Source organism: Elizabethkingia bruuniana (assembly GCF_002024805.1).
In the GTDB taxonomy this organism is placed as follows: Bacteria; Bacteroidota; Bacteroidia; order Flavobacteriales; family Weeksellaceae; genus Elizabethkingia; species Elizabethkingia bruuniana.
Genome location: NZ_CP014337.1, coordinates 1,425,261 through 1,452,110, shown reverse-complemented (window position 1 = coordinate 1,452,110; position 26,850 = coordinate 1,425,261). Strand labels below are relative to the sequence as shown.

Annotated in this window: 23 protein-coding genes; 15 read left to right on the top strand and 8 right to left on the bottom strand. The window is 36.1% G+C overall.

Features of this window, described 5'->3' with window-relative positions:
- Position 1 precedes the first annotated feature (1 nt).
- From AYC65_RS06785 to AYC65_RS06775, 3 genes are all read right to left on the bottom strand, one after another.
- Entirely contained in the window at positions 2–1,180 is a 1,179-nt protein-coding gene (locus AYC65_RS06785; protein ID WP_034867125.1) for an acyl-CoA dehydrogenase family protein, read from the bottom strand.
- A gap of 53 nt (positions 1,181–1,233) precedes the next feature.
- Positions 1,234–3,489: a tetratricopeptide repeat protein gene (locus AYC65_RS06780; RefSeq protein ID WP_034867127.1), complete on the bottom strand. Its 2,256-nt coding sequence runs from the start codon at positions 3,487–3,489 to the stop codon at positions 1,234–1,236.
- Between the two features lie 117 nt (positions 3,490–3,606).
- The gene (locus AYC65_RS06775) at positions 3,607–4,503 is read right to left on the bottom strand and encodes a helix-turn-helix transcriptional regulator (RefSeq protein WP_200289556.1); all 897 of its coding nucleotides are present in this window, start codon (positions 4,501–4,503) and stop codon (positions 3,607–3,609) included.
- A gap of 195 nt (positions 4,504–4,698) precedes the next feature.
- Between AYC65_RS06775 and AYC65_RS06770 the strand changes: the two genes are divergently transcribed.
- From AYC65_RS06770 to AYC65_RS06720, 11 genes are all read left to right on the top strand, one after another.
- Positions 4,699–6,078 carry an MFS transporter gene (locus tag AYC65_RS06770; protein WP_034867128.1) on the top strand — a complete coding sequence of 460 codons (1,380 nt, stop codon included), beginning with the start codon at positions 4,699–4,701 and terminating at the stop codon, positions 6,076–6,078.
- Between the two features lie 25 nt (positions 6,079–6,103).
- Positions 6,104–7,285, top strand: coding sequence for a glycoside hydrolase family 130 protein (locus tag AYC65_RS06765; protein ID WP_034867130.1), 1,182 nt, complete (start codon positions 6,104–6,106; stop codon positions 7,283–7,285).
- Between the two features lie 192 nt (positions 7,286–7,477).
- Positions 7,478–9,010 carry a pyridoxal phosphate-dependent decarboxylase family protein gene (locus tag AYC65_RS06760; RefSeq protein WP_034867131.1) on the top strand — a complete coding sequence of 511 codons (1,533 nt, stop codon included), beginning with the start codon at positions 7,478–7,480 and terminating at the stop codon, positions 9,008–9,010.
- A gap of 14 nt (positions 9,011–9,024) precedes the next feature.
- Positions 9,025–10,359 carry a lysine N(6)-hydroxylase/L-ornithine N(5)-oxygenase family protein gene (locus AYC65_RS06755; RefSeq protein WP_034867133.1) on the top strand — a complete coding sequence of 445 codons (1,335 nt, stop codon included), beginning with the start codon at positions 9,025–9,027 and terminating at the stop codon, positions 10,357–10,359.
- A complete protein-coding gene (locus tag AYC65_RS06750; RefSeq protein WP_034867136.1) occupies positions 10,337–10,921 on the top strand; it encodes a GNAT family N-acetyltransferase in 585 nt (194 codons plus the stop codon). Before AYC65_RS06755 ends, AYC65_RS06750 begins: the two co-directional genes overlap by 23 nt.
- Complete coding sequence (locus AYC65_RS06745; RefSeq protein ID WP_034867138.1) at positions 10,918–12,732, top strand: IucA/IucC family protein; 1,815 nt, start codon at positions 10,918–10,920, stop codon at positions 12,730–12,732. The genes AYC65_RS06750 and AYC65_RS06745 overlap by 4 nt, the downstream gene beginning before the upstream one ends.
- A gap of 229 nt (positions 12,733–12,961) precedes the next feature.
- The gene (locus AYC65_RS06740; protein WP_034867141.1) at positions 12,962–13,318 is read left to right on the top strand and encodes a hypothetical protein; all 357 of its coding nucleotides are present in this window, start codon (positions 12,962–12,964) and stop codon (positions 13,316–13,318) included.
- Between the two features lie 155 nt (positions 13,319–13,473).
- Complete coding sequence (locus AYC65_RS06735; RefSeq protein ID WP_034867144.1) at positions 13,474–14,175, top strand: ABC transporter ATP-binding protein; 702 nt, start codon at positions 13,474–13,476, stop codon at positions 14,173–14,175.
- Between the two features lie 11 nt (positions 14,176–14,186).
- Positions 14,187–16,661 (top strand): TonB-dependent receptor, encoded by a 2,475-nt coding sequence (locus AYC65_RS06730; RefSeq protein WP_034867147.1) that lies wholly within the window; start codon positions 14,187–14,189, stop codon positions 16,659–16,661.
- An 11-nt stretch (positions 16,662–16,672) separates the two neighbouring features.
- The gene (locus AYC65_RS06725) at positions 16,673–18,121 is read left to right on the top strand and encodes an ABC transporter permease (RefSeq protein ID WP_034867149.1); all 1,449 of its coding nucleotides are present in this window, start codon (positions 16,673–16,675) and stop codon (positions 18,119–18,121) included.
- 3 nt (positions 18,122–18,124) lie between these two features.
- Positions 18,125–19,471 (top strand): DUF3526 domain-containing protein, encoded by a 1,347-nt coding sequence (locus AYC65_RS06720; RefSeq protein ID WP_034867151.1) that lies wholly within the window; start codon positions 18,125–18,127, stop codon positions 19,469–19,471.
- A gap of 62 nt (positions 19,472–19,533) precedes the next feature.
- Here AYC65_RS06720 and AYC65_RS06715 read toward each other — a convergent pair whose 3' ends face one another.
- Positions 19,534–20,223 (bottom strand): response regulator transcription factor, encoded by a 690-nt coding sequence (locus AYC65_RS06715; RefSeq protein ID WP_034867152.1) that lies wholly within the window; start codon positions 20,221–20,223, stop codon positions 19,534–19,536.
- On the bottom strand, positions 20,216–21,553 hold the full coding sequence (locus AYC65_RS06710) for a sensor histidine kinase (protein ID WP_034867154.1): 1,338 nt from the start codon (positions 21,551–21,553) through the stop codon (positions 20,216–20,218). The genes AYC65_RS06715 and AYC65_RS06710 overlap by 8 nt, the downstream gene beginning before the upstream one ends.
- 140 nt (positions 21,554–21,693) lie before the next feature.
- On the opposite strand from AYC65_RS06710, the gene AYC65_RS06705 reads away from it, so the two are divergent.
- Together AYC65_RS06705 and AYC65_RS06700 are read left to right on the top strand one after the other, a co-directional pair.
- Positions 21,694–22,887 (top strand): aspartyl protease family protein, encoded by a 1,194-nt coding sequence (locus AYC65_RS06705; protein WP_059333771.1) that lies wholly within the window; start codon positions 21,694–21,696, stop codon positions 22,885–22,887.
- A gap of 150 nt (positions 22,888–23,037) precedes the next feature.
- Complete coding sequence (locus AYC65_RS06700) at positions 23,038–23,430, top strand: VOC family protein (protein WP_034867162.1); 393 nt, start codon at positions 23,038–23,040, stop codon at positions 23,428–23,430.
- Between the two features lie 27 nt (positions 23,431–23,457).
- Here AYC65_RS06700 and AYC65_RS06695 read toward each other — a convergent pair whose 3' ends face one another.
- Genes AYC65_RS06695 through AYC65_RS06685 form a run of 3 tightly spaced genes read right to left on the bottom strand, consistent with a single transcriptional unit; the run spans position 23,458 to position 25,218 of the window.
- Positions 23,458–23,997 carry an NADPH-dependent FMN reductase gene (locus AYC65_RS06695; RefSeq protein WP_034867166.1) on the bottom strand — a complete coding sequence of 180 codons (540 nt, stop codon included), beginning with the start codon at positions 23,995–23,997 and terminating at the stop codon, positions 23,458–23,460.
- 42 nt (positions 23,998–24,039) lie between these two features.
- Positions 24,040–24,540: a DUF2480 family protein gene (locus AYC65_RS06690; RefSeq protein WP_034867168.1), complete on the bottom strand. Its 501-nt coding sequence runs from the start codon at positions 24,538–24,540 to the stop codon at positions 24,040–24,042.
- A gap of 51 nt (positions 24,541–24,591) precedes the next feature.
- On the bottom strand, positions 24,592–25,218 hold the full coding sequence (locus AYC65_RS06685) for a superoxide dismutase (protein ID WP_034867171.1): 627 nt from the start codon (positions 25,216–25,218) through the stop codon (positions 24,592–24,594).
- A gap of 195 nt (positions 25,219–25,413) precedes the next feature.
- On the opposite strand from AYC65_RS06685, the gene AYC65_RS06680 reads away from it, so the two are divergent.
- Together AYC65_RS06680 and AYC65_RS06675 are read left to right on the top strand one after the other, a co-directional pair.
- Positions 25,414–26,037 carry a helix-turn-helix transcriptional regulator gene (locus tag AYC65_RS06680; protein ID WP_034867173.1) on the top strand — a complete coding sequence of 208 codons (624 nt, stop codon included), beginning with the start codon at positions 25,414–25,416 and terminating at the stop codon, positions 26,035–26,037.
- A gap of 17 nt (positions 26,038–26,054) precedes the next feature.
- Entirely contained in the window at positions 26,055–26,711 is a 657-nt protein-coding gene (locus tag AYC65_RS06675; RefSeq protein WP_078674547.1) for a VOC family protein, read from the top strand.
- The last annotated feature ends 139 nt before the right edge of the window (positions 26,712–26,850 follow it).

Genomic DNA, 26,850 nt, shown 5'->3' with positions numbered 1-26,850 from the left:
TTTAAAAAGCATTTATTCCGGTAATATCATTTCCGGTAATGAGTAAGTGTACATCATGAGTTCCCTCATAGGTAATCACTGACTCCAGGTTAGCAGCATGACGCATCATAGGGAATTCCCCCATAATTCCCATTCCCCCAAGAATCTGTCTGGATTCTCTGGCAATATCAATCGCCATTTTCACATTATTTCTTTTCGCCAGAGATATTTGTGCAGGTGTAGCTCTGTGTTCATTTTTCAGTGTTCCAAGACGCCAGCATAGCAACTGTGCTTTGGTAATCTCCGTAAGGAATTCTGCCAGTTTCTTTTGCTGAAGCTGGTAAGAAGCAATAGGCTTCCCAAACTGAATTCGTTCTTTAGAGTATTGTACAGCCGTACAATAACAATCTATTGCTGCACCAATAACACCCCAGGAAATACCATAACGGGCAGAGTTAAGACAAGAGAGCGGACCTTTAAGTCCAATTACATTTGGCAATATATTTTCTTTAGGGACCTTTACATCTCTGAATACCAATTCTCCGGTTTTAGATGCACGCAAAGACCATTTATTAATTGTTTCAGGTGTTGTAAAGCCTTCCATTCCACGCTCTACAATAAAGCCCCTTACCTTGCCATCTTCACCTTTAGCCCAGACTACAGCAATATTACATAATGGAGCATTGGTAATCCACATCTTTGCACCGTTTAACAGGTAGTGGTCTCCCATATCTTTGAAATGAGTTTCCATACTTCCCGGATCGGATCCATGGTTGGGTTCTGTCAGCCCAAAAGCACCAATCATCTCGCCACTAGCCAAATGAGGAAGGTATTTCTTTTTTTGTTCCTCCGAGCCAAACTCGTTTATAGGGAACATAACCAATGACGATTGTACTGATGCTGCCGAACGAACTGCAGAATCGCCACGTTCCAGCTCCTGCATAATCAGTCCGTAAGAAATCTGATCCAATCCTGCACCACCGTATTCTTCCGGAATATAGGGACCTAAAGCTCCAATTTTCCCAAGTTCCTTCATAAGATCCGGAATGTCTTTATGATGCTGTGCTGCATCATCAATTTTTGGCATTACAAAGCTATCTACCCATTCGCGGACAGACTGTCGGATCAGTTTGTGTTCCTCTGTTAATAAATCGTCTATAAAGTAATAATCGGGGATGGTGTGAATTGGGTAATATGACATATTAATATTTTTAGCCTAAGATAACAATTATATCTGATACACGGAATGCCGGATCAGAACCATTTTGAAAAGAATCCGCCTTTTTTATTCAGTTCTTTCTGAAGAACTAAAGCACGCTCATCATCCGGGAAAAACGAAAGTATTTTCTGTACATTTTCTAAAGCTTCTTCTCGTTTCTTTTGGTTCATCAGCTGCTGAGATTTCAGTACTTCTATCATGGCCCAGTCTTCATCGCGGTCATATCCGAATTTATCATAAGAAGCTTCATGCTCTTCTGCCCATTTAATCGTTTCATCGGCGCTTCTCGCATGCTGGCTGCTCTGTACCAGATAAAACAAAAGTGTTCCTTCTGAATCCTGCATAAATTCGTTTTCCCTCAAAACTGGTAATATTTCTGATAAATAGTTACAAGCCTTTTGGTGATCATTGATAAAGGATGCGTTTTTACCAATCTGGTAATAAGCTTTTATTCTATCTGTTTCATATAACCACTCCGGGTTCTTTAGCTCCAGAAAACGTTCTCCGCTTTCGACAGCTTCTTTATATCTTCCTTCTTCATTATAAGCCTGCATCAGCATATAATAAGGGTTGGAATTCTGCGGAAATTCAGATGTAAACTGATTCCAGAATTCAATCTTTTCAACATTAGAATAATCTTGTACCAAATGTGAAACTCCTAAATCCAAGGCATTAGACAGGTTATAAAGTTCAACAGAGTTTTCTTCATTTACTCCATTTCTGCTAACATAATCTTCATAATTTTTCAGACGTTCTTTCAGAACTTCCATCGGATTTTCCAGTTCGCCTAATATTGTCGCATACTTTATTCTTTTAGCTTCATAATGCAGGTATCTGAATTCATCAAAACATTCAGGTCCGTATTCATAAGTTAATATTCCATACTGATTTCTGGCGCCTTCAAAATTATCTAACTTTTCATATATCGTTGCCAAAGTATCGTGCAGTTCATAGAATTCTGAAAGCTCTAGTCCTTTCGCTGCAGCAACTTCTGCTTTCTCCAAATCTCCGGTTCCGATATAAGCTATAGCAAGGTTATTACAGCACATCGCCCAAAGATGCGGAGTTGTATAAGGATGGCTTTCATAGCGGTTTTCATAGAAATAATCTTCTAATCCTTTGTAAGCGTTCAGGTAGAATAATTCTAGTATTTCTGATGCTTCCTGACGTCCCGAAAGTTTATGTTCGTCTAAAAATTCCGATATACATACACCGTTGTTATACCACTCATTTGGAATATCGTTTACAGCATAAGTTTGTTCCGGAAGTATACCATTCACAAGATAGTAGGAGATTATCCATCTGTACAACGCCGTGGAACTGCCTCCTAACTGCAAAGTTTCATTGAAGTAAGTAAGAGCCTCTTCATACCTTTGTTCATTGAACTTCATAGTCCCTGCAAAGTGGAATGGCCATTTAGAGTTAGGATACTCTGCAATATAAAACTGGCAGTTTTCCAGATGATCTGCTTCAGTAATATCATTAAGTTCTCCGTAATTCTTCTGAATAAGCAGAACAAAATACATAAGTTTTTCATCCTCAAATCCATTTCTAAGGATTTTATCTATACGTCTTTCCCATAGTGCAAGCTCGTTATGGACTTCTTCATCTGTATTTTCTAATTCTGTAACCTTACATAATAGTTTCCCCAACAAATGATAATCTGAATTCTCGTATATAAAATCCGCTAATTCAAAATACTGGAATTCATTAAAAAGCAAAATATTATGCATGTTCTTGCTGATCAGCTGCAAAATATCAACAACAGGAGCATTATGATATTTCAGATATCTGAATTTATGAAACAGATATTTGGACATTTCAGCATCCTGAAGCTCTCTGGAATCCTGTGTCCATTTTTTATAATTCTCCAACCCGTAATCGATCCACTGAATAAGGTCTTCATGCTTTTCGTTCACATCGTTATAATAAATAAAAAGGTCTGTTGCCTGAGCCTCATATACAGGATCATTTTTCAGATCATTCAGATAGCGCAATACATCTTCTTCCGGAATAACAGGATTCTGGAAATCAAGATAGGACAAAAGCTGAGACTTCATAGAATTGTCATTCTCCAGCTGTATTAATTTTTGAATATAGGGTATTATGTTATCCTGAATATAATTTGCTTCAGGTTGATTCTCCATTACCCATGCCCATTCGGTTTGAATAAACACATGTAGAATCTCTGTATCGTTAGGGTTTTCTTTGTATAATTCGTGAATTGCAATTTTAGCCTGTTCAATATCTCCGTCAGCAAGCAGCTGTTCAATTTCTGATAATGTTTTCATTAAATGATTATATATTGCGAATATTAATTAAAGTCCTAAAAATACCAAAAAATCTGAAATACCCAATCAACAGGGAGAAATAGAAAGATTTAATTTACTTAAATGCCATAAAAAGAGTCAGATAAATTTACGGTTTCCATAAAAATTGTAATCATGCCGGAACTCTTTCGGGGTACAGCCTTTTCTTTTTTTGAATAGCCTGTTAAAGTTGGAAATATTATTAAAACCACAGTGATAAGCAATTTCTGAAACAGACTGAGTTGTATCAATCAGCATTCTGCACGCATTTCCCAACCTGCATTCTAATAACGAGTCCATAAATGTAACACCTGTGCGTCTTTTGAAAAAGCGGCTAAAAGACATCTCCGTCATATTCACAAGTTTAGCAACTTCACCTAAAGAAATATTCTGATGAAAGTGATGGTTAACATATTCCATTACCCTCTGAATTCGTCTGCTGTTATAAGATTCTTGATTGAAGAAGATATTATCAGACAGTGTCTGCATATTTTTGGATGTAGAAAGATCGTGCAACACCGATAACAATTCCAAAACAGAATTAAATCCCTGTTTCTGATCCAGGTTTAGTAAGCGCAGCATTATTTTCTGGGTTGCTTCTTTAGAAAATAATATTCCTCTGGACGATAATTCTATCATCTTTCGCATACAGCTCATCTGATTTCGGTTCAGGAATCTTTCGTCCAGAAAATCCTTATGAAACTGGATTGTTACCTCCATCATCTCTTTGCCCTCAAACTCATAAGTTTCCCACATATGCGGCAGGTTGGGACCAATCATTACAAGCTCGTAATCATCTATTACCGAAATATGATCTCCAATAATCCTTCTTGCACCTTTGCCATTATGAATAAAGTTTAGCTCTATTTCTTCATGACTATGGAGTGGAAAATCGAAGTCCGACTTTACACGGGTAAAAATTGTAAAGCAGTCACCTGGTGTTAAAGGTATTATTTCCCGGAGCAGATTATTAAGCATACCAAATTCTCTAGTCATTAATTAAAGGTCATAAAAGTATCAATAATTATAAAACAGTTTGTTAACTTAAAATTATAAATAATTTAATTTTCATGCGCATTCACAATGCACATTATTTATACATTGATTATTTTGTATTATTTAATGTCAAAAAAGTATTATGTTCGTATTCCGTCTGGTACTATTTTTATCATCCCGATAACAGCCTAATTCATGAATGAAAAAATAAGAGTGAAAGAAAAGATTGCCTATGGATTAGGCGATGCAGCATCATCTATGTTCTGGAAGATTTTCAGCATGTACTTATTATTCTTTTATACCGATGTATTTGGCATCACTGCAGCAACTGCCGGCACCATGTTTCTGGTTACCAAAGTATGGGATGCTTTTTTCGATCCTGTAGTTGGACTTATTTCAGACCGTGTGTCCACCAAGTGGGGAAAATTTCGCCCTTTTCTGGTATGGATGGTTCTGCCGTTTGCAGTAATGGGTGTTTTTACATTTTTCAGACCAGACTTTAGTGAAAACGGCAGGCTCATTTATGCCTATATTACTTATTCGGTAATGATGATGGTCTATTCCCTTATCAATGTACCATACGCATCATTACTCGGAGTTATATCTTCAGCCCCTAAAGAACGTACAGCTCTTGCTTCTTACAGAATGGTTTTTGCATTTATAGGTAGTCTTGTTGCATTGTGGCTGATAGAACCTTTAGTAAAAATATTCGGAGACGGAACTCTTACATTTGCAATGGGCTGGGTGTATGCTATGGTAGTTTTTGGTATTATAGCCTCAATCTTATTTTTATTGTGCTTTGCAGGGACCAAAGAACGTATAATCCCTGTAAAAGAAAATAATTCTACACTAAAAAATGATCTGAAAGATCTTTTCGCCAACAAGCCTTGGTGGATATTATTGGGAGCTGGTGTTTCTACTTTATTATTTAACACTGTGAGAGATGGCGTTGCCATTTATTACTTCAAGTATTACTTAAATAAAACAGATGCAGATATTCTTTCTTTTGTCGGAGTGCAAATCTCTCTAACAACAGTATACCTTGTGCTGGGACAGGCTGCAAACATTATAGGTGTTATTGCTGCAACTCCTGTAGCCAATAAAATAGGCAAGAAGAAAACATTTTTCTTTGCTATGCTTTTCGCTGCTATTTTCAGTATACTTTTTTACTTTTTAGGAAAGAATAGTATCGCCGGAGTATTGGTTCTCCAGCTTATCATCAGTATATGTGCCGGTAGTATATTTCCTTTATTGTGGTCTATGTATGCAGATACTGCTGATTACTCCGAATGGAAACAAGGCAGAAGAGCTACAGGTCTTATATTTTCAGCATCTTCAATGTCTCAGAAATTAGGATGGGCTATTGGCGGATGGGCGAGCGGCGCCTTATTAGCATTCTTCGGATTTCAGGCAAATGTTCTGCAAACAGCCTTTGCACAAACAGGCATTAAACTTATGTTAAGTCTATTACCTGCCGCTGCTGCAATTATCTCGATGGTTTTCATTCTTTTTTATCCGTTACACGAAAAACAAATGAAGATTATAGAACAGGATCTTGAACAAAAACGAAACTAAAAAATAATAACCTACACTTAATTCTATGAGTTTATATTTCGAGACAAGAAAAAAGGCGCTTAACGAGGCCTATGAAAAACTTATCTTAAAAGAAAACATAAAACAACAAACCCTCGGCAATGGTATCTACGACAGATACGAAAACCCTGTTCTTACAGCAGAACATGCTCCGGTTCTCTGGAAATATGATCTGAATGAAAAAACTAATCCTTATCTGATGGAACGTTTCGGAATAAATGCTGTATTTAATGCCGGAGCCATAAAACAAAATGATAAATATCTGGTGATTGCAAGGGTAGAAGGAAACGACAGAAAATCCTTTTTCGCTGTGGCAGAAAGTAATAATGGCACAGAAGGTTTTCGGTTCAGAGATTATCCGATTACAATCCCCGAAACAGATATACCGGATACTAATATCTATGACATGCGTATTGTACAGCATGAAGATGGCTGGATCTACGGATTATTTTGTACAGAGCGAAGAGACCCGGAAGCTGTTCCAGGCGATCAGTCTGCTGCTATAGCACAGTGCGGTATTGTACGGACTAAAGATTTAAAAGACTGGGAGCGATTGCCGGATTTAAAAACAAAGTCGACTCAACAACGCAATGTTGTTCTGCATCCTGAATTTATAAATGGGCAGTATGCATTCTATACACGTCCGCAAGATAGCTTTATAGAAGCCGGAACTGGTGGCGGAATAGGACTGGGACTAAGCAAAAGTATGGAGAATGCTGAAGTTACCGAAGAAGTATTGATTGATCAGAAAAAGTATCATACTGTTTACGAAGCTAAAAACGGATTAGGTCCGGCACCTATAAAAACAGAGAAAGGGTGGCTGCATCTGGCTCATGGTGTGCGCAATACAGCTGCAGGCCTTCGTTATGTTCTCTATATGTTTATGACCAGTCTGGATGATATTACACAGGTCATTCATAAGCCTGCAGGTTACTTTATGGCCCCGGAAGCTGAAGAACGTATAGGTGATGTCTCTAACGTTGTGTTTTCTAACGGCTGGGTTTCCGATAATGATGGTACTCTATTTATTTATTATGCCTCATCAGATACCCGCCTGCATGTTGCCACTTCGACCATTGATAAACTAATGGATTATGTAGTCAATACTCCGGAAGATGGCTTCAGATCAGCAACATCCGTTGAAACACTCAATACTATTATCAAAAACAATTTATCTGCTAAAAGCTAAAACTGAATCACATAATTTACTTACTTTTCATTCATATTCCTAGTTAGAGGCCTCTTTTCAGAGGCCTTTAATTCTATACTTATTGATATATTTTAATTAGTGGAGTGACAAAAATCATAACATTATATTAATTTAGATTAAATAAAAATAACATACATTTGGTCTAATAAATTTTATACCAAATCAGACATTATGGAAACAAAAATCGAAACAATACCTTATCGAAAGGTATTGAAAGGGGGCAGCTCCGAATACATGGATATCTTCCATGGGACACCCGAAAATATAAACTATTACCAGAAAACAGTACAAGACACACTGGAGGTAATCACCAATTTTTTGCAAACCCGACAAACACCATTAGGAGATACTTCTGTTCAGCGGAATAAAAGCAAAATGAATCTTGTAGATATTAACAGCGGTGAAACAATATCTGTAAGAGAATGTCTTTCCGAATTATGCGATATCTATATTAATGATGCAACAGCATTTCATCACAGTTCTTATGTTGCACATCTTAACTGTCCAATATTAATCCCGACGCTGGCAGCAGAAATGATTATCAGTTCCATCAACAGTTCCATGGATACCTGGGATCAGAGTCTTGGCGCTACGACAATAGAACTTCGCCTTATTGAATGGATGGGAAAAAAAATGAAGTATCCTGAGGGCTTCGACGGAGTCTTTACCAGCGGAGGAACACAGTCCAACTTAATGGCATTATTAATAGCAAGAGATGCCTATATCAAGAAAAATTATAATATCATACCTGATCAGCATGGTCTTCCTGCAGAAGCAAAAAAATTCAGAATATTCTGCTCAGAAAAAAGTCACTTTAGCTTAAACAAAGGAGCCAGCATACTGGGACTTGGTAAAGATGCGATTATCAGTGTCCCGGTAGATCAGGATTATAAAATGGATATCCGAAAACTAGAAGAACTCTTGTATGAAGAGCGAGAAAAAGGCAACTTACCTATTGCCATTGTAGGTACAGCCGGAACAACTGATTTTGGTTCTATTGATCCGCTTCCTGAAATCAGCAGAATTGCTCAGGAAAACGGAATGTGGTTCCATGTAGATGCAGCATATGGCGGAGGTTTGTTACTCAGCAATCAGCACCGCAGCAAACTAGCTGGTCTGGAAAATGCTGACTCTTGTACTATTGACCTGCACAAAACCTTCTTTCAGCCAATAAGTGCCAGCATGTTTTTAATGCGTGATCATAACAATGTTAGTTTCATTCAGTACTACGCAGACTACCTAAATCCAAAAGATCAGGAAACTTCCGGTGTTCCGAATCTGGTAAAAAAATCACTGCAGACTACAAGAAGATTCGATGCACTGAAATTCTGGTTTACCTTGAGAACCGTTGGAGAAGAAAAGCTAGGCAGTTATATAGACGAGATTATTGATCTGACAAAAGAAGTTTATTATCTGCTAAATGAATATGAAAATTTCGAAACTCTGAACAGCCCCGAAATCAGCGCTCTGGTTTTCCGATATGCTCCGGCGGGTTTTCCTGAAGACAGATTAACAGAACTAAATCAGAAAATAAAGCAGGCAGTCTTCGACAGTGGTAAAGCGATGGTAGCCGGAACTAAGGTCAACAAACAATTCTACCTGAAGTTTACACTTCTCAATCCCATGACCACAATTGATGAAATACAAAAAATAATAAATCTGATCCAGGAAATAGGAGAGGAACAATCTAAAAACCCTATATAAAATACCACCAAATCATGACCCAGGAAAAAATATATGACATAATAGGAATAGGAATAGGACCATTCAACCTTAGTATGGCTTGTCTTGCAAATCCTGTAAAAGATCTCAATACTTTATTTTTCGACCGCAGTGACCGTTTCAACTGGCATCCAGGTATGATGATGCAGGATACAACTCTGCAGATACCATTCATGGCCGACCTCGTAACAATGGCTGATCCTACGAGCGAATTTACCTTCCTCAATTATATAAAGGAAAAAGGAAGAATCTATTCTTTCTATATCCGTGAGAACTTCTACCTCCTAAGGAATGAATACAATCAGTATTGTCAGTGGGCAATAGAAAAATTGGATAACCTTCGATTCAGTCATAATGTAGAAGATATTATGTATGATGAGGAACAAGGAAATTATCTGGTAAAAGTATATAACAAAACAGAAGATACCGTAGAGAGTTACAGAACAAGAAAAATCGTTTTAGGCACCGGAACAACTCCGTATATGCCTTCATTTTTTCATCCGATAAAAGATCTCGCAGCACATTCATCTGAATATCTTTATAAAAAGAAAGAACTCCAGTCACGAAAAGCAATTACCATTATAGGAAGTGGTCAGAGTGCTGCCGAAATATATTATGATCTGTTACAGGAAATAGATATTTACGGATATGAACTCAACTGGATTACACGCTCTACTCATTTCTTCCAGATGGAATATAACAAACTTACTCTGGAGCTGACCTCTCCTGAATATGTTGATTATTTCTACAGTCTTCCTGCCGAAAAAAGAAGAGCTTTATTAAAAAATCAAAATTCCCTTTACAAAGGGATTAACGAAAGTCTGATCAATGATATTTTTGATCTGCTCTATACCAAAAGACTTACTGCTGATTTCAAAACCAATCTTTTAACCAATTCAGAATGTGTTGGTGCCAAATACACCAAGCAAGGGATTATTGATTTAGAATTCTATCATTCCGAGCAGGAGGAAAGCTTCCACCTTGAAACCGACGGACTGGTACTGTGCACAGGTTACAAATACCGACTGCCAGCTTTCTTAGACGGTATTAATGATCGAATAGACTGGAAATCCTCTGAAAAATTCAATGTACAGCGTAACTACAGCATTGACAAAAATGCCAATGAGATCTTTGTTCAGAATGCAGAGTTGGAAACTCATGGCTTTGTAACACCAGATTTAGGCATGGGATGCTACAGAAATTCCTACATCCTGAGAGAAATTACCGGCAGGGATATTTATCATGTGGAGCAGCAGATTGCGTTCCAAAAATTCGGAGTATATGAAAACCTAACCAAAGCACAACAATATGAGACCAGTATTTCAAAGTAAAACCTGTTTTTCAAAAAATATAGAAGGATTGGGCAACTTTGAACTTTTTCCTCTGGATCTGGATGAGCATGTTCCTGTTATTCATAACTGGGTAAATCAGGAATATGCCGAATACTGGCAAATGCTTGATACAACTACAGAGCAAGTCTATGAAGCCTATGAATATCTTTTGGCACAAAAGGATTATTATATCTGTATGGGATATTTTGAAGGTGAGCCATGTTTTTTACTGGAATGCTATCATCCAAAACATGTCCTGAGCAAATTTTACAACGTTGAAGACTCAGATTGTGGTATGCATATATTGGTGGCACCACCAGACAAAAAAATAAAATCTTTCACATGGAGTGTATTTCAGACTATCATGGAGTTTTTATTCTCTGATCATAGAATTCAACGTATTGTAGTGGAACCGGATGTTAGAAATGAGAAAGTTCACAAACTTAACCGAAAGGCCGGATTTACACGCTACAAAAAAATACAACTACTGGAAAAAGAAGCATATCTGGAGTTTTGCACCAGAGAACAATTTAAAAACGCCCTACAAAATCAAATAATATGAACCAAATAATAAGTCCCGAAAAAACAATAGAACACCTTACCCCGGAAAGCTGGGCAAAGGCAAATCTATATCTTATTCAGAAAGCTTTGGCTGAATTTGCTCATGAAATGATTATTAACCCGCAATTAATATATGAAAAGGATGGATGGGGTTACTATCAGCTTCCTGCTCAACACGCAGAAGGAGAAATAATTTATACCTTCAAAGCACAGAAGCGGGTTTTAGATCATTGGTCTATAGATGTACATTCAATAAAAAAGACACATAACGGAAAAGAAGTTCCATTAGATCTTATACACCTCATCGTAGATTTCAAAGAGGAGTTGGAATTTTCTAAAGAGATACTTCCGGTTTACATAGAGGAACTGATTAGTACATTATATGCCAGAGCACAGGTAATGAATCGTGAGAACAATTCTTGTATCCTGGCAGATGCAGACTATCAGACCATAGAAGGTTCTACAACCGGACACCCTACTTTTATTGCAAACAACGGAAGAATAGGCTTCGATGCGGATGATTATTACAAATATGCGCCGGAATCACAAAATGAACTTCGCCTGCTTTGGATTGCTGTAAAAAAGGATCGCTGCAATTTTTCAACTGTTGAAAGCCTTAGCTATGATGAGCTGATGAATCAGGAGCTTTCACCCGAAACATTAATAAAATTCCGCCAAAAACTAAAAGATCTGGATCTTAATGCCGAAGAATTCTATTATATGCCTATCCATCCGTGGCAATGGTATAATAAAATGAATCCGACTTTCTCTTCAGAAATAGCCTTGCAAAATATTGTATTACTAGGTGAAGCAGAAGACTTATACCGCGCACAACAGTCTATCCGTACTTTTTTCAATACAAGCAACCCGGATAAATTTTATGTGAAAACAGCTATGTCTGTGCTGAACATGGGCTTTATGAGAGGACTTTCACCTTATTACATGAAAGCTACTCCGGCTATTAATCAGTGGGTAGACGATTTGGTAAAAAGCGATGCATACCTTCAGGAAAAAGGCTTTATTATTCTGAAAGAAATAGCTGCAATAGGCTACCGAAGTGAATATTATGAAAAAGCACTTCAGAATAATAATACACCTTATACCAAAATGCTGGCAGCATTATGGCGGGAAAGCCCAATGCCTTTCGTCAACGAAAACCAACGTCTTATGACAATGGCAGCTCTGCTTCATCTCGATAATAATGGCTATTCTCTGGCCGCTGAGTTAATCGAAAAATCAGGTCTTACAGCAGAAGAATGGGTAAGCAAATACCTCGATCTTTATCTGATGCCATTGATACATAGCTTCTATGAATATGATCTTGTATACATGCCGCACGGAGAGAATCTCATCCTGATTATGGAAAATTACACTCCGGTGAAAATTATTATGAAAGATATAGCAGAAGAGATTGCAGTATTAAACGGAGATATCAAACTCCCGGGTGAAACCAGCCGTATTGGTATAAAAGTTCCGGACGATTTTAAACTAACTTATATTTTCACTGATGTATTCGACTGCTTCCTGAGGTATTTATCTGCTCATCTTCATGATCAGGCAGACTTCAAAGATGAAAATTTCTGGAGACTAGTTGCTGATAAGATTATAGCATATCAGGAAGAGAGGCCTCATCTGAGAGAGAAATTTGAAAAATACGATATATTCGAACCACAATTTAAAAGATGCTGTTTGAACCGTTTACAAATAAAAAACAATAAACAAATGGTAAACCTTGAAGACCCAATTAATAGTTTACAGTTTGTAGGGATGCTGGATAATCCGATTCATATTTATAAAAGAGAATTGGTGTAATACACAACCCAAAATAATTGAAATATCTAAGAAAGCATTGCAAGCTAAAGCCGCTTGCAATGCTTTTATTTATACAAGCTTTTTAAATTTATCAGGCTTATACTTAATTTTCACAATAGGCAAATGCCCTGAAACAGCCCTGCTAGTAAAATTTAATTTGGTATATCCCTCTTAAATTTGTAAAATTGAAGTCTCTAATCATCCATTAACGGATAACAAACCCCAAAAGTTGAAGGTAAGCAGGCATTATAAGAATTTTCTGACCGCTATTTTTATAGCTATATATGCCTTTGCTGTTTCTCCGGCAGAATATTTACACAACCATTTTTTTCATAATTTCGACACCAACGGAATTCAGCATACAGCAAAACATGGCGATGCAAACTTAAAAAAAGCAGCATCTTCATGTGACGGTAAGTGTCCTATTTGTCATCATAAACTTATTGGTGAGGAAGGGAATATACCTAAACTTATTCCGGATTTTTATTCCAGTAAGTTTGGTGACAAAATATTATCCTTTATTTCTGAGGCTTCTTTCTCAAAATTCTTTTCTTTAGCTGTAAGAGGTCCGCCAGTATTATTATGATATTCAAATAAATGACGTCAGCACATCCTGCTGACTACAATTCTTATTTACATAACACATCCGCTGTTTATTCTGATTATTTAAAAGCATTTACAACTGGTATTGGCCAGTTGCTTTGTCGGTATATACACAGAGGAGACATAATAATATTTTCGATGTCAGTATTACAAGCAATAGCGCTTAGTAAGCAGTATAATAATGTAACTGCACTAAGCAATCTTAATATATCCGTAGAAAAAGGAGAAGTTTTCTGCCTGCTGGGACAAAATGGTGCCGGCAAAACAACAACAATTAATATTTTCTTAGGCTTTCTGGAAGCAACTTCCGGAAAAGCTTTGATCAATGGAGCAGAGGTACACCTCAACGATGAATGGACTAAAAAATACATTGCCTATATCCCTGAAGTAGTTCAGTTATATCCTAATCTTACAGGAATAGAAAATCTGGATTTCTTTAGCAAAATGGCTGGTTTTAGTTATTCGAAAGAACAACTTACAGAATTTCTGAAAAGAACCAGCTTGCAGGAATCTGCACACCATAAAAGACTTTCTGCCTATTCTAAAGGAATGCGCCAGAAAGTAGCGATTGCCATTGCAATAGCTAAAGATGCCGATGTTATCCTGATGGACGAGCCAACTTCCGGACTGGATCCAAAAGCAACCGCAGAGTTTACCAGGATTTGTAAAGAATTTGTTGCCCAGGGCAAAACCATTGTGATGGCAACCCACGATATCTTCAATGCAGTAAACGTAGGCACAAGAATAGGAATAATGAAGCAGGGATCATTAGTTCATACAATAGATGCTAAATCTGTTACGGCAAGTGAATTACAGAAAATCTATCTGGAAACGATCTAAAGCCGACATACATGAAGTATTTATATATAGCAGCCACACTGGTAATATCCAGTGTGAAGATCTGTGCACAGGAAAATCTTTCAGGTGAAGTCACGGGTCAGGATGGAAAAAAAATTGGTAATGTAAACATCATCATCAAAAATAAAGAAGGAGAATATAAAACAACTACCAATCAGGAGGGGAACTTTATTGTCACCGGAATCCTGCCGGGGTTATATCATATTGAAGCCAATGCAAAGGCTTATGATAGCTATAACCATCAAATAAAAATAGACAGTACAACCCCTAAAATATTTATACAGCTTTTCAGACAGGCAAACGAAATACAAAATGTTGAAATCTTGGGACGTTCTTCCAAAAAGTATTACAGTGATTACTCTTTCACCGCTACCAAGATCGCTGCAGATAATAAGGATATTCCGCTTTCAATCTCAACTGTAAGTAAAGAACTAATAGCGGATAAACAAGCTTATCAGTTGGGTGATGCAGTGAAGATGGCAAGCAGCGTAACGCCTCTAAGTTACTATAACCAGTTTAGTATCCGTGGTATTGCACAGAATGAAGAAGGGACCATTATCAACGGTATGCGCACCCGGCAGTATTATTTTATGCAGCCTATTACCAGCAATCTGGAGAAGATAGAAGTAATAAAAGGGCCGGCAAGTGCTACTATGGGAAGTGTAGATCCTGGAGGAAGCATTGTACTGATTACAAAGAAACCATTAAAAACAACAAGGAGAGAGGTAAGTATAAGCGCAGGCAGCTTTAGTACAATAAGAGGAACAATGGATTTTACCGGGCCTTTGGATCAGGATAAAACATTATTGTATCGTTTTAATGCTGCCTATACGGAAGCAAAAAGCTTCAGAGATCTGCAGTCTCAAAAAGCAATATTAATATCTCCATCCTTTTCTTATATCCCAAATGATAAAACTGCCATTAATGTAGAAATGATCTACAATGATTCTAATGGCAGAATAGACAGGGGACAGCCTATTTTCGGGGCAAAAGATGGGGCTACAGATCTCCGCAGTACACCTATAAGTTTTAATCTGGGTGCAGTAAACGATTATTTCAAATCGAAGGAATTAATCATTATGTCCAATTTCACTCATAAGTTTACCGATAAGATTAGTATCAATGCTTCTTATATGAAGCAAACCTGGAAAGAAGATTTACAGGAACACAGAACAACCAATGCTTTTGCAGTAGACAAGGATAATAAACCTATTCCTACACTTGCTGCAATGCAGATGGTACAGCGCGATCAATTCTGGAATACCGATAATCTAAATACCTATCTGACATTTGATGTAAAAACAGGCCCTCTGCAACATAAGATTCTGGCAGGTTATGATTACCTAAGTACTCATAAGCACAAAGGCGGAGCACAAAATACAGCAAGAGGATATCTACTGGTCAATGGAAAAACAGCATCGTCTTACGATCCAAAGAATGCTGATTCCTATCAAATGATTACAGTAGATGGTATTACAATGCCAAAGCCAAATGTAGAACACTTTAATTTGGCGAATCCTGTATATAATATAAAAAATACAAGTGAGTATATATTTACTAAGGCAGCTTTACCTCCTGCATTAATTACTTCCGGGGGGCTTTATCTGCAGGATCAGATCAAATGGAACAGGTTCAATTTATTTCTAAGCCTTCGACAGGAATGGTTTCAGGATGTAACAAATTACAAAGAGAACAATGAAATTGTTGTAAAAGATTCGAAACTGATCCCGAGAATAGGACTAACCTATACCGTGAATGATAAAATAAACGTATATGCTTCCTATATCGAAGGCTTTCAGCCGCAATCCAATACAGCTTCTTTAGCTCCGATAACAATTCCATCCGGACGTGCTTTCCAGCCATTGATAAGTAATTCTAAGGAGGTCGGGATGAAAGCAGATTTTTTCAACAAGAAAATTCATGTTAATCTGGCAATATATGAGATTATCCAGAAAAACATTCTGCTAAATGCCAATGATCCTTCAAATCCTGATTTATTAGTCACAAGAGGAAAGGAGAGGAGCAGAGGACTCGAGATGGATATTATCGGTTATATTCTACCAAACTGGCAAGTTTATGCTACTTATGGTTATAACGATGCCAAAATTGTGGAAGATACCAATCCTGCATTAGTAGGTGCCAGAAAACAAAACACACCATTTCATAGTGCCAATATATGGCAGAAATACAGCTTTGATCAAAATAGTATTATGAAGGATTTTGCTATTGGATTTGGTATTCAGTATAGCGGAAATAAAGTCCCGATGTATAACCGCTCGTTTGTAGTTCCGGATTATACGCTTTTTGATGCTGCAATCTATTACACTCCTAAACAGGGACATTTGGAGATGACTCTTAATGTCAATAATCTATTTAACAAAACCTATTGGTTGGGAGCACAGAATTATCTGAGACTCTTCCCCGGAGCGCCCAGAAATGCAATGCTTACTGCAACCTATAAATTCTAAATCTTGTTTATATGAGAAAAAATATCATTCGGCTGATTTCCGGACAAGTATGGAAACAGTCATTACAAAATAAAGGGATCCTCTTTCTGCTCGTTTTGTTTAGTTGTTTATTTTTATTTGCAGCTTATACGGGCTGGAAAAACTATTCGGTACAGGAAGAAATAAGAACAGAACACCAGCAGGAAGTACGGCAGCAATGGGAAAGCAAACCGGATAAGCATCCTCATAGAATGGCTCATTATGGTTATCTGATCTTTCGTCCAAGATATCCGTTAAGTTTTTTTGATTCAGGCCTAGAACGTTATACCGGAAATTCTGTATTTCTGGAAGCACATAAACAAAATACAGCAAACTTTTCGGAAGCCGGTTTTTCATCAGGAATGCTAAGATTTGGAGAAATTAGTATTGCAATGATCCTTCAGATCCTGGTTCCTTTATTTATCTTTTTCCTTGGTTTCAGCTGTATATCTGCGGAAAGGGAAAACAACACCCTGAAGGTACTTCTCAGTCAGGGGGTAAAATGGAAAGAACTTTTGACTGGCAAAATGCTGGGTTTATTATCTGTAGCCAGTCTGTTGTACTTTCCTGTAATTATAGTTTCAGTAATTCTCTGGTTATCTCTTGCTGGTTTCAAAGTTAGTATAGATGAGGTAACACGCTTATTATGGATTATCCTTAGTTATTTTGGTTATTTCTTTATTATATGTCTGGTTTGTGTACTGGTTTCGGCTACAAGTAAAACATCAAAATCATCTTTAATAAAATTAATAAGTATCTGGCTATTATTTATTGTGATTATGCCAAGAGCAGCACAGGTATTTGGAAGCTATACACATCCGGCTCCTTCCAAAATAGATTTTGATACACGGGTAGAAAGTGAGCTGATAAAAGCCGGGGACAGCCATAATCCCGATGATATACACTATAAAGGAATAAAAGACTCTTTGCTAAAAACTTATAAAGTAGCAACAGTAGAGGAATTACCCTTTAATTACAGTGGTTATATTATGGCAGAGGGCGAAAAAATAAGTGCCGGGATCTATAATAAATACTGGAACGAGCAGCTACGTATCTACGAAAAGCAAAATAATGTTAGCACTTATCTCTCATTTGTCAACCCGTTTCTGGCTATTCGAAACCTCTCGATGGCACTTACCGGTTCAGACTTCAATTCCTACGTCAGCTATCAGGAACAGGTAGAAGCATATCGCTATAAGCTAGCCCAACTGATGAATAAACTGCAAATGGAAAACATCAGTAACAAAAAGCAGGGAGCAACAGATAAACCTTACACTATAAGTAAGGATCATTGGAAAGAAATGCCTGATTTCAGGTATCGGTTTATCGGACAAAAAGATCTGTTCAAAAATGAAATAAGTGCTATACTATCTCTTATTATCTGGGGAGCAGGTCTCTTATTTCTGATTCATTTTATATCTAAAAAAATAAAAATATACTAAGCTATGTACCTATTATTATTTAAAAACTTCTTCCGCTCCCGGTCAGCTTACCTTGGATTGGCTTTTTTACTGTTATCGGGTATGGTGAGTATCTATATTGGTAAACAGTTTATAGATAAACAAGAAAACAATATTGAACACACAGCCAAATATCAGCAGGATCATATACAGCGCTATGTCAAATATTTTGACAAAGAAGCAGGTCTGCTGCTATATTACCTGAAGTTTGGACTGGTAAATAATACAGATAACCTAAATGCTCTTTCTGTAGGACAACGCGATATTAATCCATCTGTACAAAGCCTCACCATCAGAAATCTTGAAGGTCAGAAATATGATACCGATCTCAACAATCCTGTAAGTCTTCTTTTCGGAAATCTGGATCTGGGTTTTGTCATTATATTCCTTTTTCCGTTAGTTATTATTTCGTTCTGTTATAATCTGCTATCTGAAGAGAAAGAGGAGAGTACCTGGGTATTGGTATCTGTACAGTCGCCAGAACCGATAATGATTCTTTTCCGAAAGTTACTAGTACGTTTTGTTTCAGTCATGGGTGTGTTCATAATCTTAATGATTCTGGCATTTATAATTCTTGATTTGTCTTTCAATACAGTATTCTTTGGCTTTGTTTCTGTGTCTTTCTTCTATCTGAGCTTTTGGTTTGCGCTAAGCTTCTGGATTGTATCCATGAAGAAGAATTCCAGTATCAATGCGGCAAGTCTGCTTTCATTCTGGATTATATTAATCATTGTATTACCAGCACTTCTGAATAATTTTATTATAAATAGATATCCACTGCCAGAAGCATTGGATACAGTAATAGAACAAAGAGAGGGTTATCATGCAAAATGGGACACAGATAAAAAAGCTACTATGGAGAAGTTTTATAAACATTATCCTCAGTTTTCTTCTTTTGGATATCCGAAAGAGAGTTTCAACTGGCTATGGTACTACGCTATGCAGCAAATGGGCGACGATGAATCCAAAGCACAGTCTGATCAATTGGTCCATAAATTATGGGAGCGTGAAAAAATGAGCCGGAGTCTTTCTTTTTTTATACCAGGATTGCATACCCAATTTCAGTTTAATGATCTTACTCATTCGGGGCTTAGCAATCAGTTAAAGTTTATGCAAGCCACAGATAAGTTTCATGAAAAAATGCGGCTTTATTTCTATCCTAAAATTTTTGCCAATGAGCCGGTAAGCAATCTAAACTGGGATTCCTTCCAACCGGAGCATTATCACGAAGATTTTCAGCCCAACTGGAGGGCAATGCTCGGACCTTTATTTATCTTCAGTTTATTATTAGGTATACTCACGATGCAGAATTTCAGAAAGCCTGTTCTTTAAAAATAAAGCCTCACAAATCATAAGTTTGTGAGGCTTTTATAATATATATCATACTATATCAACTATGTAATAATCAGTCGGTAACCAACAGCTCTGACATTCAAAATATTAATCCGAGGATCTTTTGACAGCAATTTGCGCAATTTAGAAATAAAAACATCCAAACTGCGTCCGTTGAAGAAATTATCATCTCCCCAAAGATCTATAAGTGTTTTGTCCCGAAGCAGCATTCCGTTTTCACCTGTAGCCAGTCTGTGGAGAATTTCTCCGGATTTTGGAGAAAGATTAAAATACTCATCCTCATACTTTAGTTTAAGCGTATAAGGATTGTATTCGTAATCACCAATTTTCACGGTCTTTATAACTGGTACTGCTGTAACTTTTACATTTTTAAGCAGTCTGTTGACTCTGGCCACAAGCTCTTCAATACTAAAAGGCTTGCGCATGTAATCATCTGCACCTATAGAGAAGCCTTTTAATACATCCTCTGTTAATACACGTGCAGAAAGAAGAATTAAAGGAATAGTATTACCTTGCTCTCTTATTACCTTCAGAAAGGAATAACCATCTAACTTTGGCATCATAATATCTGCAATCACAATATCAAAATCCTGATTTTGTATAGCCAAAAGTCCTTCCTCTCCATTATTTACCCATTTTACAATAAAACCTTCTCTCTCCAGAAATTCACAGGTTAGTCCTCCCAGATCAGTATCATCTTCTAAATATAATATTCTGGCTTTATTATTCATACGAAGGGATATTTAATTCTATAGTTGTGCCTTCTGTTGTAGTATGTAACAAGCGGATGTTTCCGTTTTGTTTTATTAAAGAACTCTTTACAAAACTTAACCCAAGGCCAAATCCTTTCACATCATGCAAATCATTATTCATAATTCTGAAGTATGGAGCAAAAATTTCTTTTTCATATTTTCGAGGAATACCAATACCATTATCTTGTATGGTTATGATAATCCGGTTATTCTTTTTAACTGCCAAAACACTTATAACAGGCTTTTTATCAGAATATTTCAGAGAATTATCATACAGATTGATAAATATCTGCTTTAGCTGTTCATAATTGCCTTTTATACTCATATCTTCACCAATATTCATCAGCCTTATTTCTGCCTGCTTATCTTCTATAATGACCGAAAGATTATCCTGAACTTCATGTAATAAGGACAATAAATTTACAGAATTCAGATCAATTTTCCCTGTAGCTTCATCCGCTCTGGCATTTTGCAGGATTGCTTCTACCAGAGAAGAAAGTTTATTGGCTGCTCGCTGAATAATATGGACATATTTTTTTGCACCCTCAGGTTCATTTGTAATATTGTATTTTTCCAAACCTTCGGCTGCAATCAATATCGTAGACACAGGAATTTTAAGCTCATGTGTCATATTACGGGTAAACACTTCTTTATTTCTCAGGAGTTTCTGATTAAGCAACAAATTGCGGTATATAATAAATAGTGTTCCGATAAAAAGAACCATATAGAATACGGAAAATAAAATTGCCCATGATATAGAATAGATAGTAGTGGTGAATAAGTTCTCTATATGAATACTGAAGGTTCCTTTACCATACAATTTACTGATATCTTCCGTTGTATTTTCTGTATAAACAGCCTGTCCTGCAGGATATGTACTTACAACTTTTTTAGCTTTATTATAAACAATAATATCTCCGTACCTAAACAATACCGGCATAGATTTCTTTATTGAAGAATAGAGCAGACTATCGGTTTTCAGATCCGGAAGATTAAACTTTTTTATCTTCTCAGGAGTTTTCAAATTACTGGATTCTAAAACGATAACCTCTGCATTCTTATTTGTTTTATAGCTCTCCTTTATAGAGCCATCCTGCTTCCCAAGAGCAGATTTAACCTCTGGATTTTTAGCAAGTTCACCCATCAGTTTATTAAGTAGAATTTGTTGCATTTCTACTTTTGTCTGATCCAGCAACTCTTTCTTCTTGGACTGAAAAGTATTCCATAGCCAATATCCCTGAAAGATAAAAACAACAACTACAGTTAATATTAAAAGCGGTTTCCCGAAACGAATAAAAAAGTTATACATGCAATTTGTATTTCTATGCATCGAAATTACATATTATGAGTTGTAATAAAATAATCTGATAACACTATTTAACACTAGATAACGATTTGATAACTAAGATATTTTTCTTTTTAGTGAAAATTTGTACCAGAAAAAAAATTATGAAAACAAAACCCAAAAAAGTACATCTTTTACTAGCCCTCTTATCTGTTATTTGTCTTTATGCACAACAGATTAATCTACCTTTTAAATTGTCAAAAGACAATAGATCCATCTTTATAAAACTACCTGTGGAAAATCAAAAAGACAGCTTGCTTTTCTTTTTTGATACAGGAGCAGGAACTACACTTTTAGATAAAAAAATAGCACAAAAACTTAATCTTAAAGCCAAATATAAAACAGAAATAAGAGGAGCAGGAGGTAAAAAGCTCTATGATGTATTGACTAACCAAAAAATATTCTTAGATCGAAGCCACTATATAGACAGCACAAATATTGTTTTAGATGACCTATCCAGACTTAACGCGTTATTCGAACAGAAATTTGACGGGATAATAGGTGCTTCAATTTTGAAAAAATATCTCACTAAAATTGATTTTGAAACACATACCATAAGTTTATATAAGTTCGATAATTTTTCCGATTATACGGGTTATCAGAAGCTGCCTTTTGAATTTTACTCGGGTATTCCAAAGTTACCCATTACGTTTGAACTGAAAAATAAAGAGAAATTTTCCGGTGACATTTTATTTGATAGTGGAGCAGGACTAAGTCTTTTAGTAAATTCTCCTTATAAAGAAAAAAATAAATTATTAAATAAAATTGATGAAAAAATAACACTTATCAGCAATAACCTAAGCAATAAGACCAATTACGAAAAGGGGCTTATTAAAAGTATTACACTAGGCAATACAAGATTTGAAAATAAGAATTTAGATATTTCTTTGGCTTCAGACAAAGAAGGTGTCAGCTCTGCGGAGGATATCCTTGGCATTCTGGGTAGCGAAATCATTTACAGATTTAATATTATACTCGATTATAAAAACAAGAATATTTATTTAAAACCTAATTATCTTTTTCATGAAAATTTTGAAGAATTGGTTAGTCCTATATCTTTAAAATATAGCGATGACAGGAAAGAAATTATAATATCAAATGTTTTACAAAATACTGATGCCTATAAAAAGGGACTTAGGGAAGGTCAACGGATTATATCTATTAATAATATTCAGAATAAAGATATCCATTTTTATAGTCAGGTTCTAAAACGAAAAAACAAAAAGATCCTTATTAAATATATAGATAATGACAACAAAGTTAAATCAGTAAAATTTAAATTGAAAAAGCTGCTTTAAAAAGTTTCTTCAGTTAATATAAATAACCCCAACAAACATTCCCATTAACATTTATATTTCAAAACAAATAGCAGCCTTAAAAGCTGCTATTTGCATTTAAACAGAAATTATATGAATAAAGGAACTAATTCTTTTTATTAATTTTATCATATGAAAATAGAACACATTGCCCTATGGGTAGAAGATTTAGAAACCATTAGATCTTTTTATGAAAAATATTTCAGTGCTGTTTCTAACGAAAAATATATCAATCCTGTAAAACAATTCCAATCCTATTTTTTAAGCTTTCCGCACGGAGACTGCAGAATAGAACTGATGCAGAGACCTGATATTATCAAGTCTACACATGATTATGAGAAACAAACTATGGGAATTATTCATTTTGCTATTAGCCTTGGAAGCAGAGAAAAAGTAGATAAGCTAACCCAACAGCTTGAGGCGGACGGATATGCTATCGCTGGTTTTCCCAGACTTACAGGCGATGGATATTACGAAAGTGTAGTCCTTGACCCGGAAAAAAATATTATAGAAATCACCGAATAATTTAAAAGCCGACAGACTACACCATAATTATTTTTTTATAGCAATTTTAATCAGAAGATCCAGTTTCTTTTTATATTCCTGAGATATAATACCTGATTGTCCTTCTTCATAAAGGCCGCTTCTGGCAATAGGCACACTAAAAGGCAGTGTCCATGCTCTTAATGACTTTGCAATAGCATCCATAGCATTAATTCCCTGCATGGCCTGCACACCATCTGCCCAGCAAACCAGTCCTACTTTTCTATCTGTAAGATAAGGTTCTGCATTTTTAGCACTTACTTCAAGCCAGTCAAGACAGTTTTTCATAACTCCCGGAATGCTTCCATGATAAAGAGGAGCAAGCCAGAAATGAACATCTGCCTCCAGAAACAATGCATTCATAACTTCTACACCATGAGGTACATTTTTCAATGTTGTATCATATAATGGTATTCCGCTGTCTGCAAGATTGAATATTTTGCTTTCCACACCAGATTCTTTCAGTTTTCCCGAAATATAATCCGAAAGTGCTCCGGAGGTAGACAAAGGATTTCTTTCCAGCGCTCCGTTGAATATTATTGCTTTCATTAGTATATAATATATTCTGATATTCTTCTGAATATCGGCTTTTTAGTTTTTAAAAATTACTTTAGGCATTCCTATTTCACCATACATCAGCGCTTTTACCAAAGGCTTCAGGCGACTCGTAGCCAGCATATAAAGTGCAGGCGGTATATCCGGTCTTGCCCTCACCACCACTTTATGTCCGGTGAAAGAAGATACATCGGCCTTTAGCAGATTATCCTTCCATAAATCCTCTTCAACGGAAGTTATATCCTTAAAATCAAAATAAGCAGCATTGCCATGAAATTTTTCAGCCAGTACCATGTAAACCCAAGGCGGGATAATAGCATCTGCTGAGCAAACTATAGCTACAGCCTTCCCTTTGAAGTAAGTAAAATCAATCTGAGATATCGAGCTTCTGAATTCTTTTTCTTTCACGATCATCTCCATGTAAAGATAATCTTTAATATCGAATTCAATGATCTCGATATCCGGCTTATAATCAATTAAATCAAATGCTATGATTCCTGATGCCTCAACCTTGTTTATAAAAATATTCCCTGTCATTACAAAATTCTACAGATAACGCTAATTGTTTCGCACAATGCTGCTTTTGTGCTATTTAATTTCTGCAAGCGCAGCTTCGTAGTTTTCTTCCACAACCTCCCAATTCAGGACAGACCAGAAAGCATCCAGATAGTCAGCTCTCTTATTCTGATATTTAAGATAATAAGCATGCTCCCAAACATCTACTCCCAGAATAGGAAATCCTCTGCTTACCAATTGTGTATCCATTAGTGGATTATCCTGGTTAGCCGTTCCTGTAATTCCTAAAGAACCGTTATACTTTACAAATAACCATGACCAACCGGAACCAAATTGTCCCAAACCAACTCTTTTTATTTCCTCTTTCAGAGCATCCATGCTGCCAAAAGTCAATTTAATTGCTTCTGCCAATTTGCCTGTAGGCTCAGTTTTAGGAGTTGGAGATAGTATACTCCAGAACAAAAGATGGTTATAATGTCCGCCGCCATTATTTCTTGCAGCAGGACTGTATTTACTTATTTCCGGTAAAATTTCTTTCAGACTTTTTCCTTCTGCATCACTACCTTCAAGAGCTTTGTTCAGATTGTCTACATAAGCCTGATGGTGACGCTGATGATGAATTTTCATTGTTTCGCTGTCAAAGTGAGGCTCTAAAGCATCATATGCATATGGAAGTTCTGGTAACTGAAATGTACTCATAACGTTGTTTTTTATTGTTATTAATCTGTGGCAAAGTAAAAGAAGAAAAACAATAAAACAACTAAAAAGTTGTTTTATTAAATAAAATGAAATAATTTAAAATATCTATCAATAACTGGTATCAGATATAAAAGCTAATAAATAGAAACTACTAACTTTGTAACAGATAAAAATAAAACAACTAATTGTTGCTAAATGAAAAAAAATCCAACAGATAAAATATTAATGCTTCTGAAGATGAGAGGAGAGGCAACTGCTCTTGTTATTGCAGAAGAATTAGACATAACAAAAGAAGGGGCCAGAAAACATCTTCTTAATTTGTCTGCAGACGGACTTGTAGAAGCAAATGTGCAAAGTGGAGGAGTAGGCCGACCTTCTGTCAGCTATTCTCTCACTGAAAAGGGAATTGCCAAATTTCCGGACAGCCATGCAGATATTACAGTACAGCTGCTAAAATCAGTAAAAAACCTGTTAGGAGAAAATGCATTAAATCTGCTTATTGGAGACAGAGAGGCAATTGTTTACCAAAAGTATGATAAAGCTTTAAATGGAGCAGAGACACTGGATCAGAAATTAAAAATACTGAGCCGGAAACGTTCTGAAGAAGGTTATATGGCAGAATGGAAAAAAGATGAAGACACTTATTATCTTATAGAAAATCATTGCCCCATCTGTGCTGCCGCAACAGAATGCCAGGGTTTTTGCCGATCGGAACTTAACAACTTCAGACAGCTGCTTGGTCCTGAATATAATATAGAAAGAACAGAATATATATTAGACAGCGGCAAACGCTGTACTTATAAAATCGAGAAAATATAAACAACAAAATAAATCCGATGATAATCTCTGAACTTATTTTACAGACCCATAATTTAGTTGAAACAGAAAGATTTTATTCCGAAAAACTTCAGCTGGAGATTATTGCAAAAACAGAACTTTCAGTTTCGTTTCGTACGGGTGACTCAGTTCTCACTTTTGAAAAAAATGACCGCGAGGGAGATTTCAAATATCATTTCGCCTTTAATATTCCTGCTAATCAACCTGAAGAAGCAATTATATGGGCCTATAATAGAATTGAGCTCATTAGAAATCCGGAGACTCATCTTATTACAAATTTCGATAACTGGAGAGCACAGGCAGTTTATTTCTATGACAACAACGGAAATCTTGTTGAATTTATAGGCCGGACAGATCTTAATAATAATTCCGATGCCGAATTTTCATCTAAAAGTATACTAAACATCAGTGAGATCGGAATAGTTACAGATCATCCGCTAAATTTAGCCCAACAGATTACTCAACAAACAGGAATTGATTATTTTGTTAAAGGCCCGAAAACAGAAGAATTTGTAGTATTAGGAAATGATAATGGTTTACTTATTATTGTAGACCCGAATAGAAATTGGTATCCAACAGAAAATAAAGCAGAGAAACACAAAGTAAAAGCCCGTATTATAACAGGTGAAACTGAGCTAAGTTTTGATTTCAATTAATACTATAAAGCATTATAAATCATAAAATTACTCTTGTAGTAATTTTACTACAATTTTAGAAATAAACAAAAACTCTCGTTATTGTTTGAAAAAGGTCATATAAATTTGGTGTACCAAGAATAAGGAAACACTAAAATAT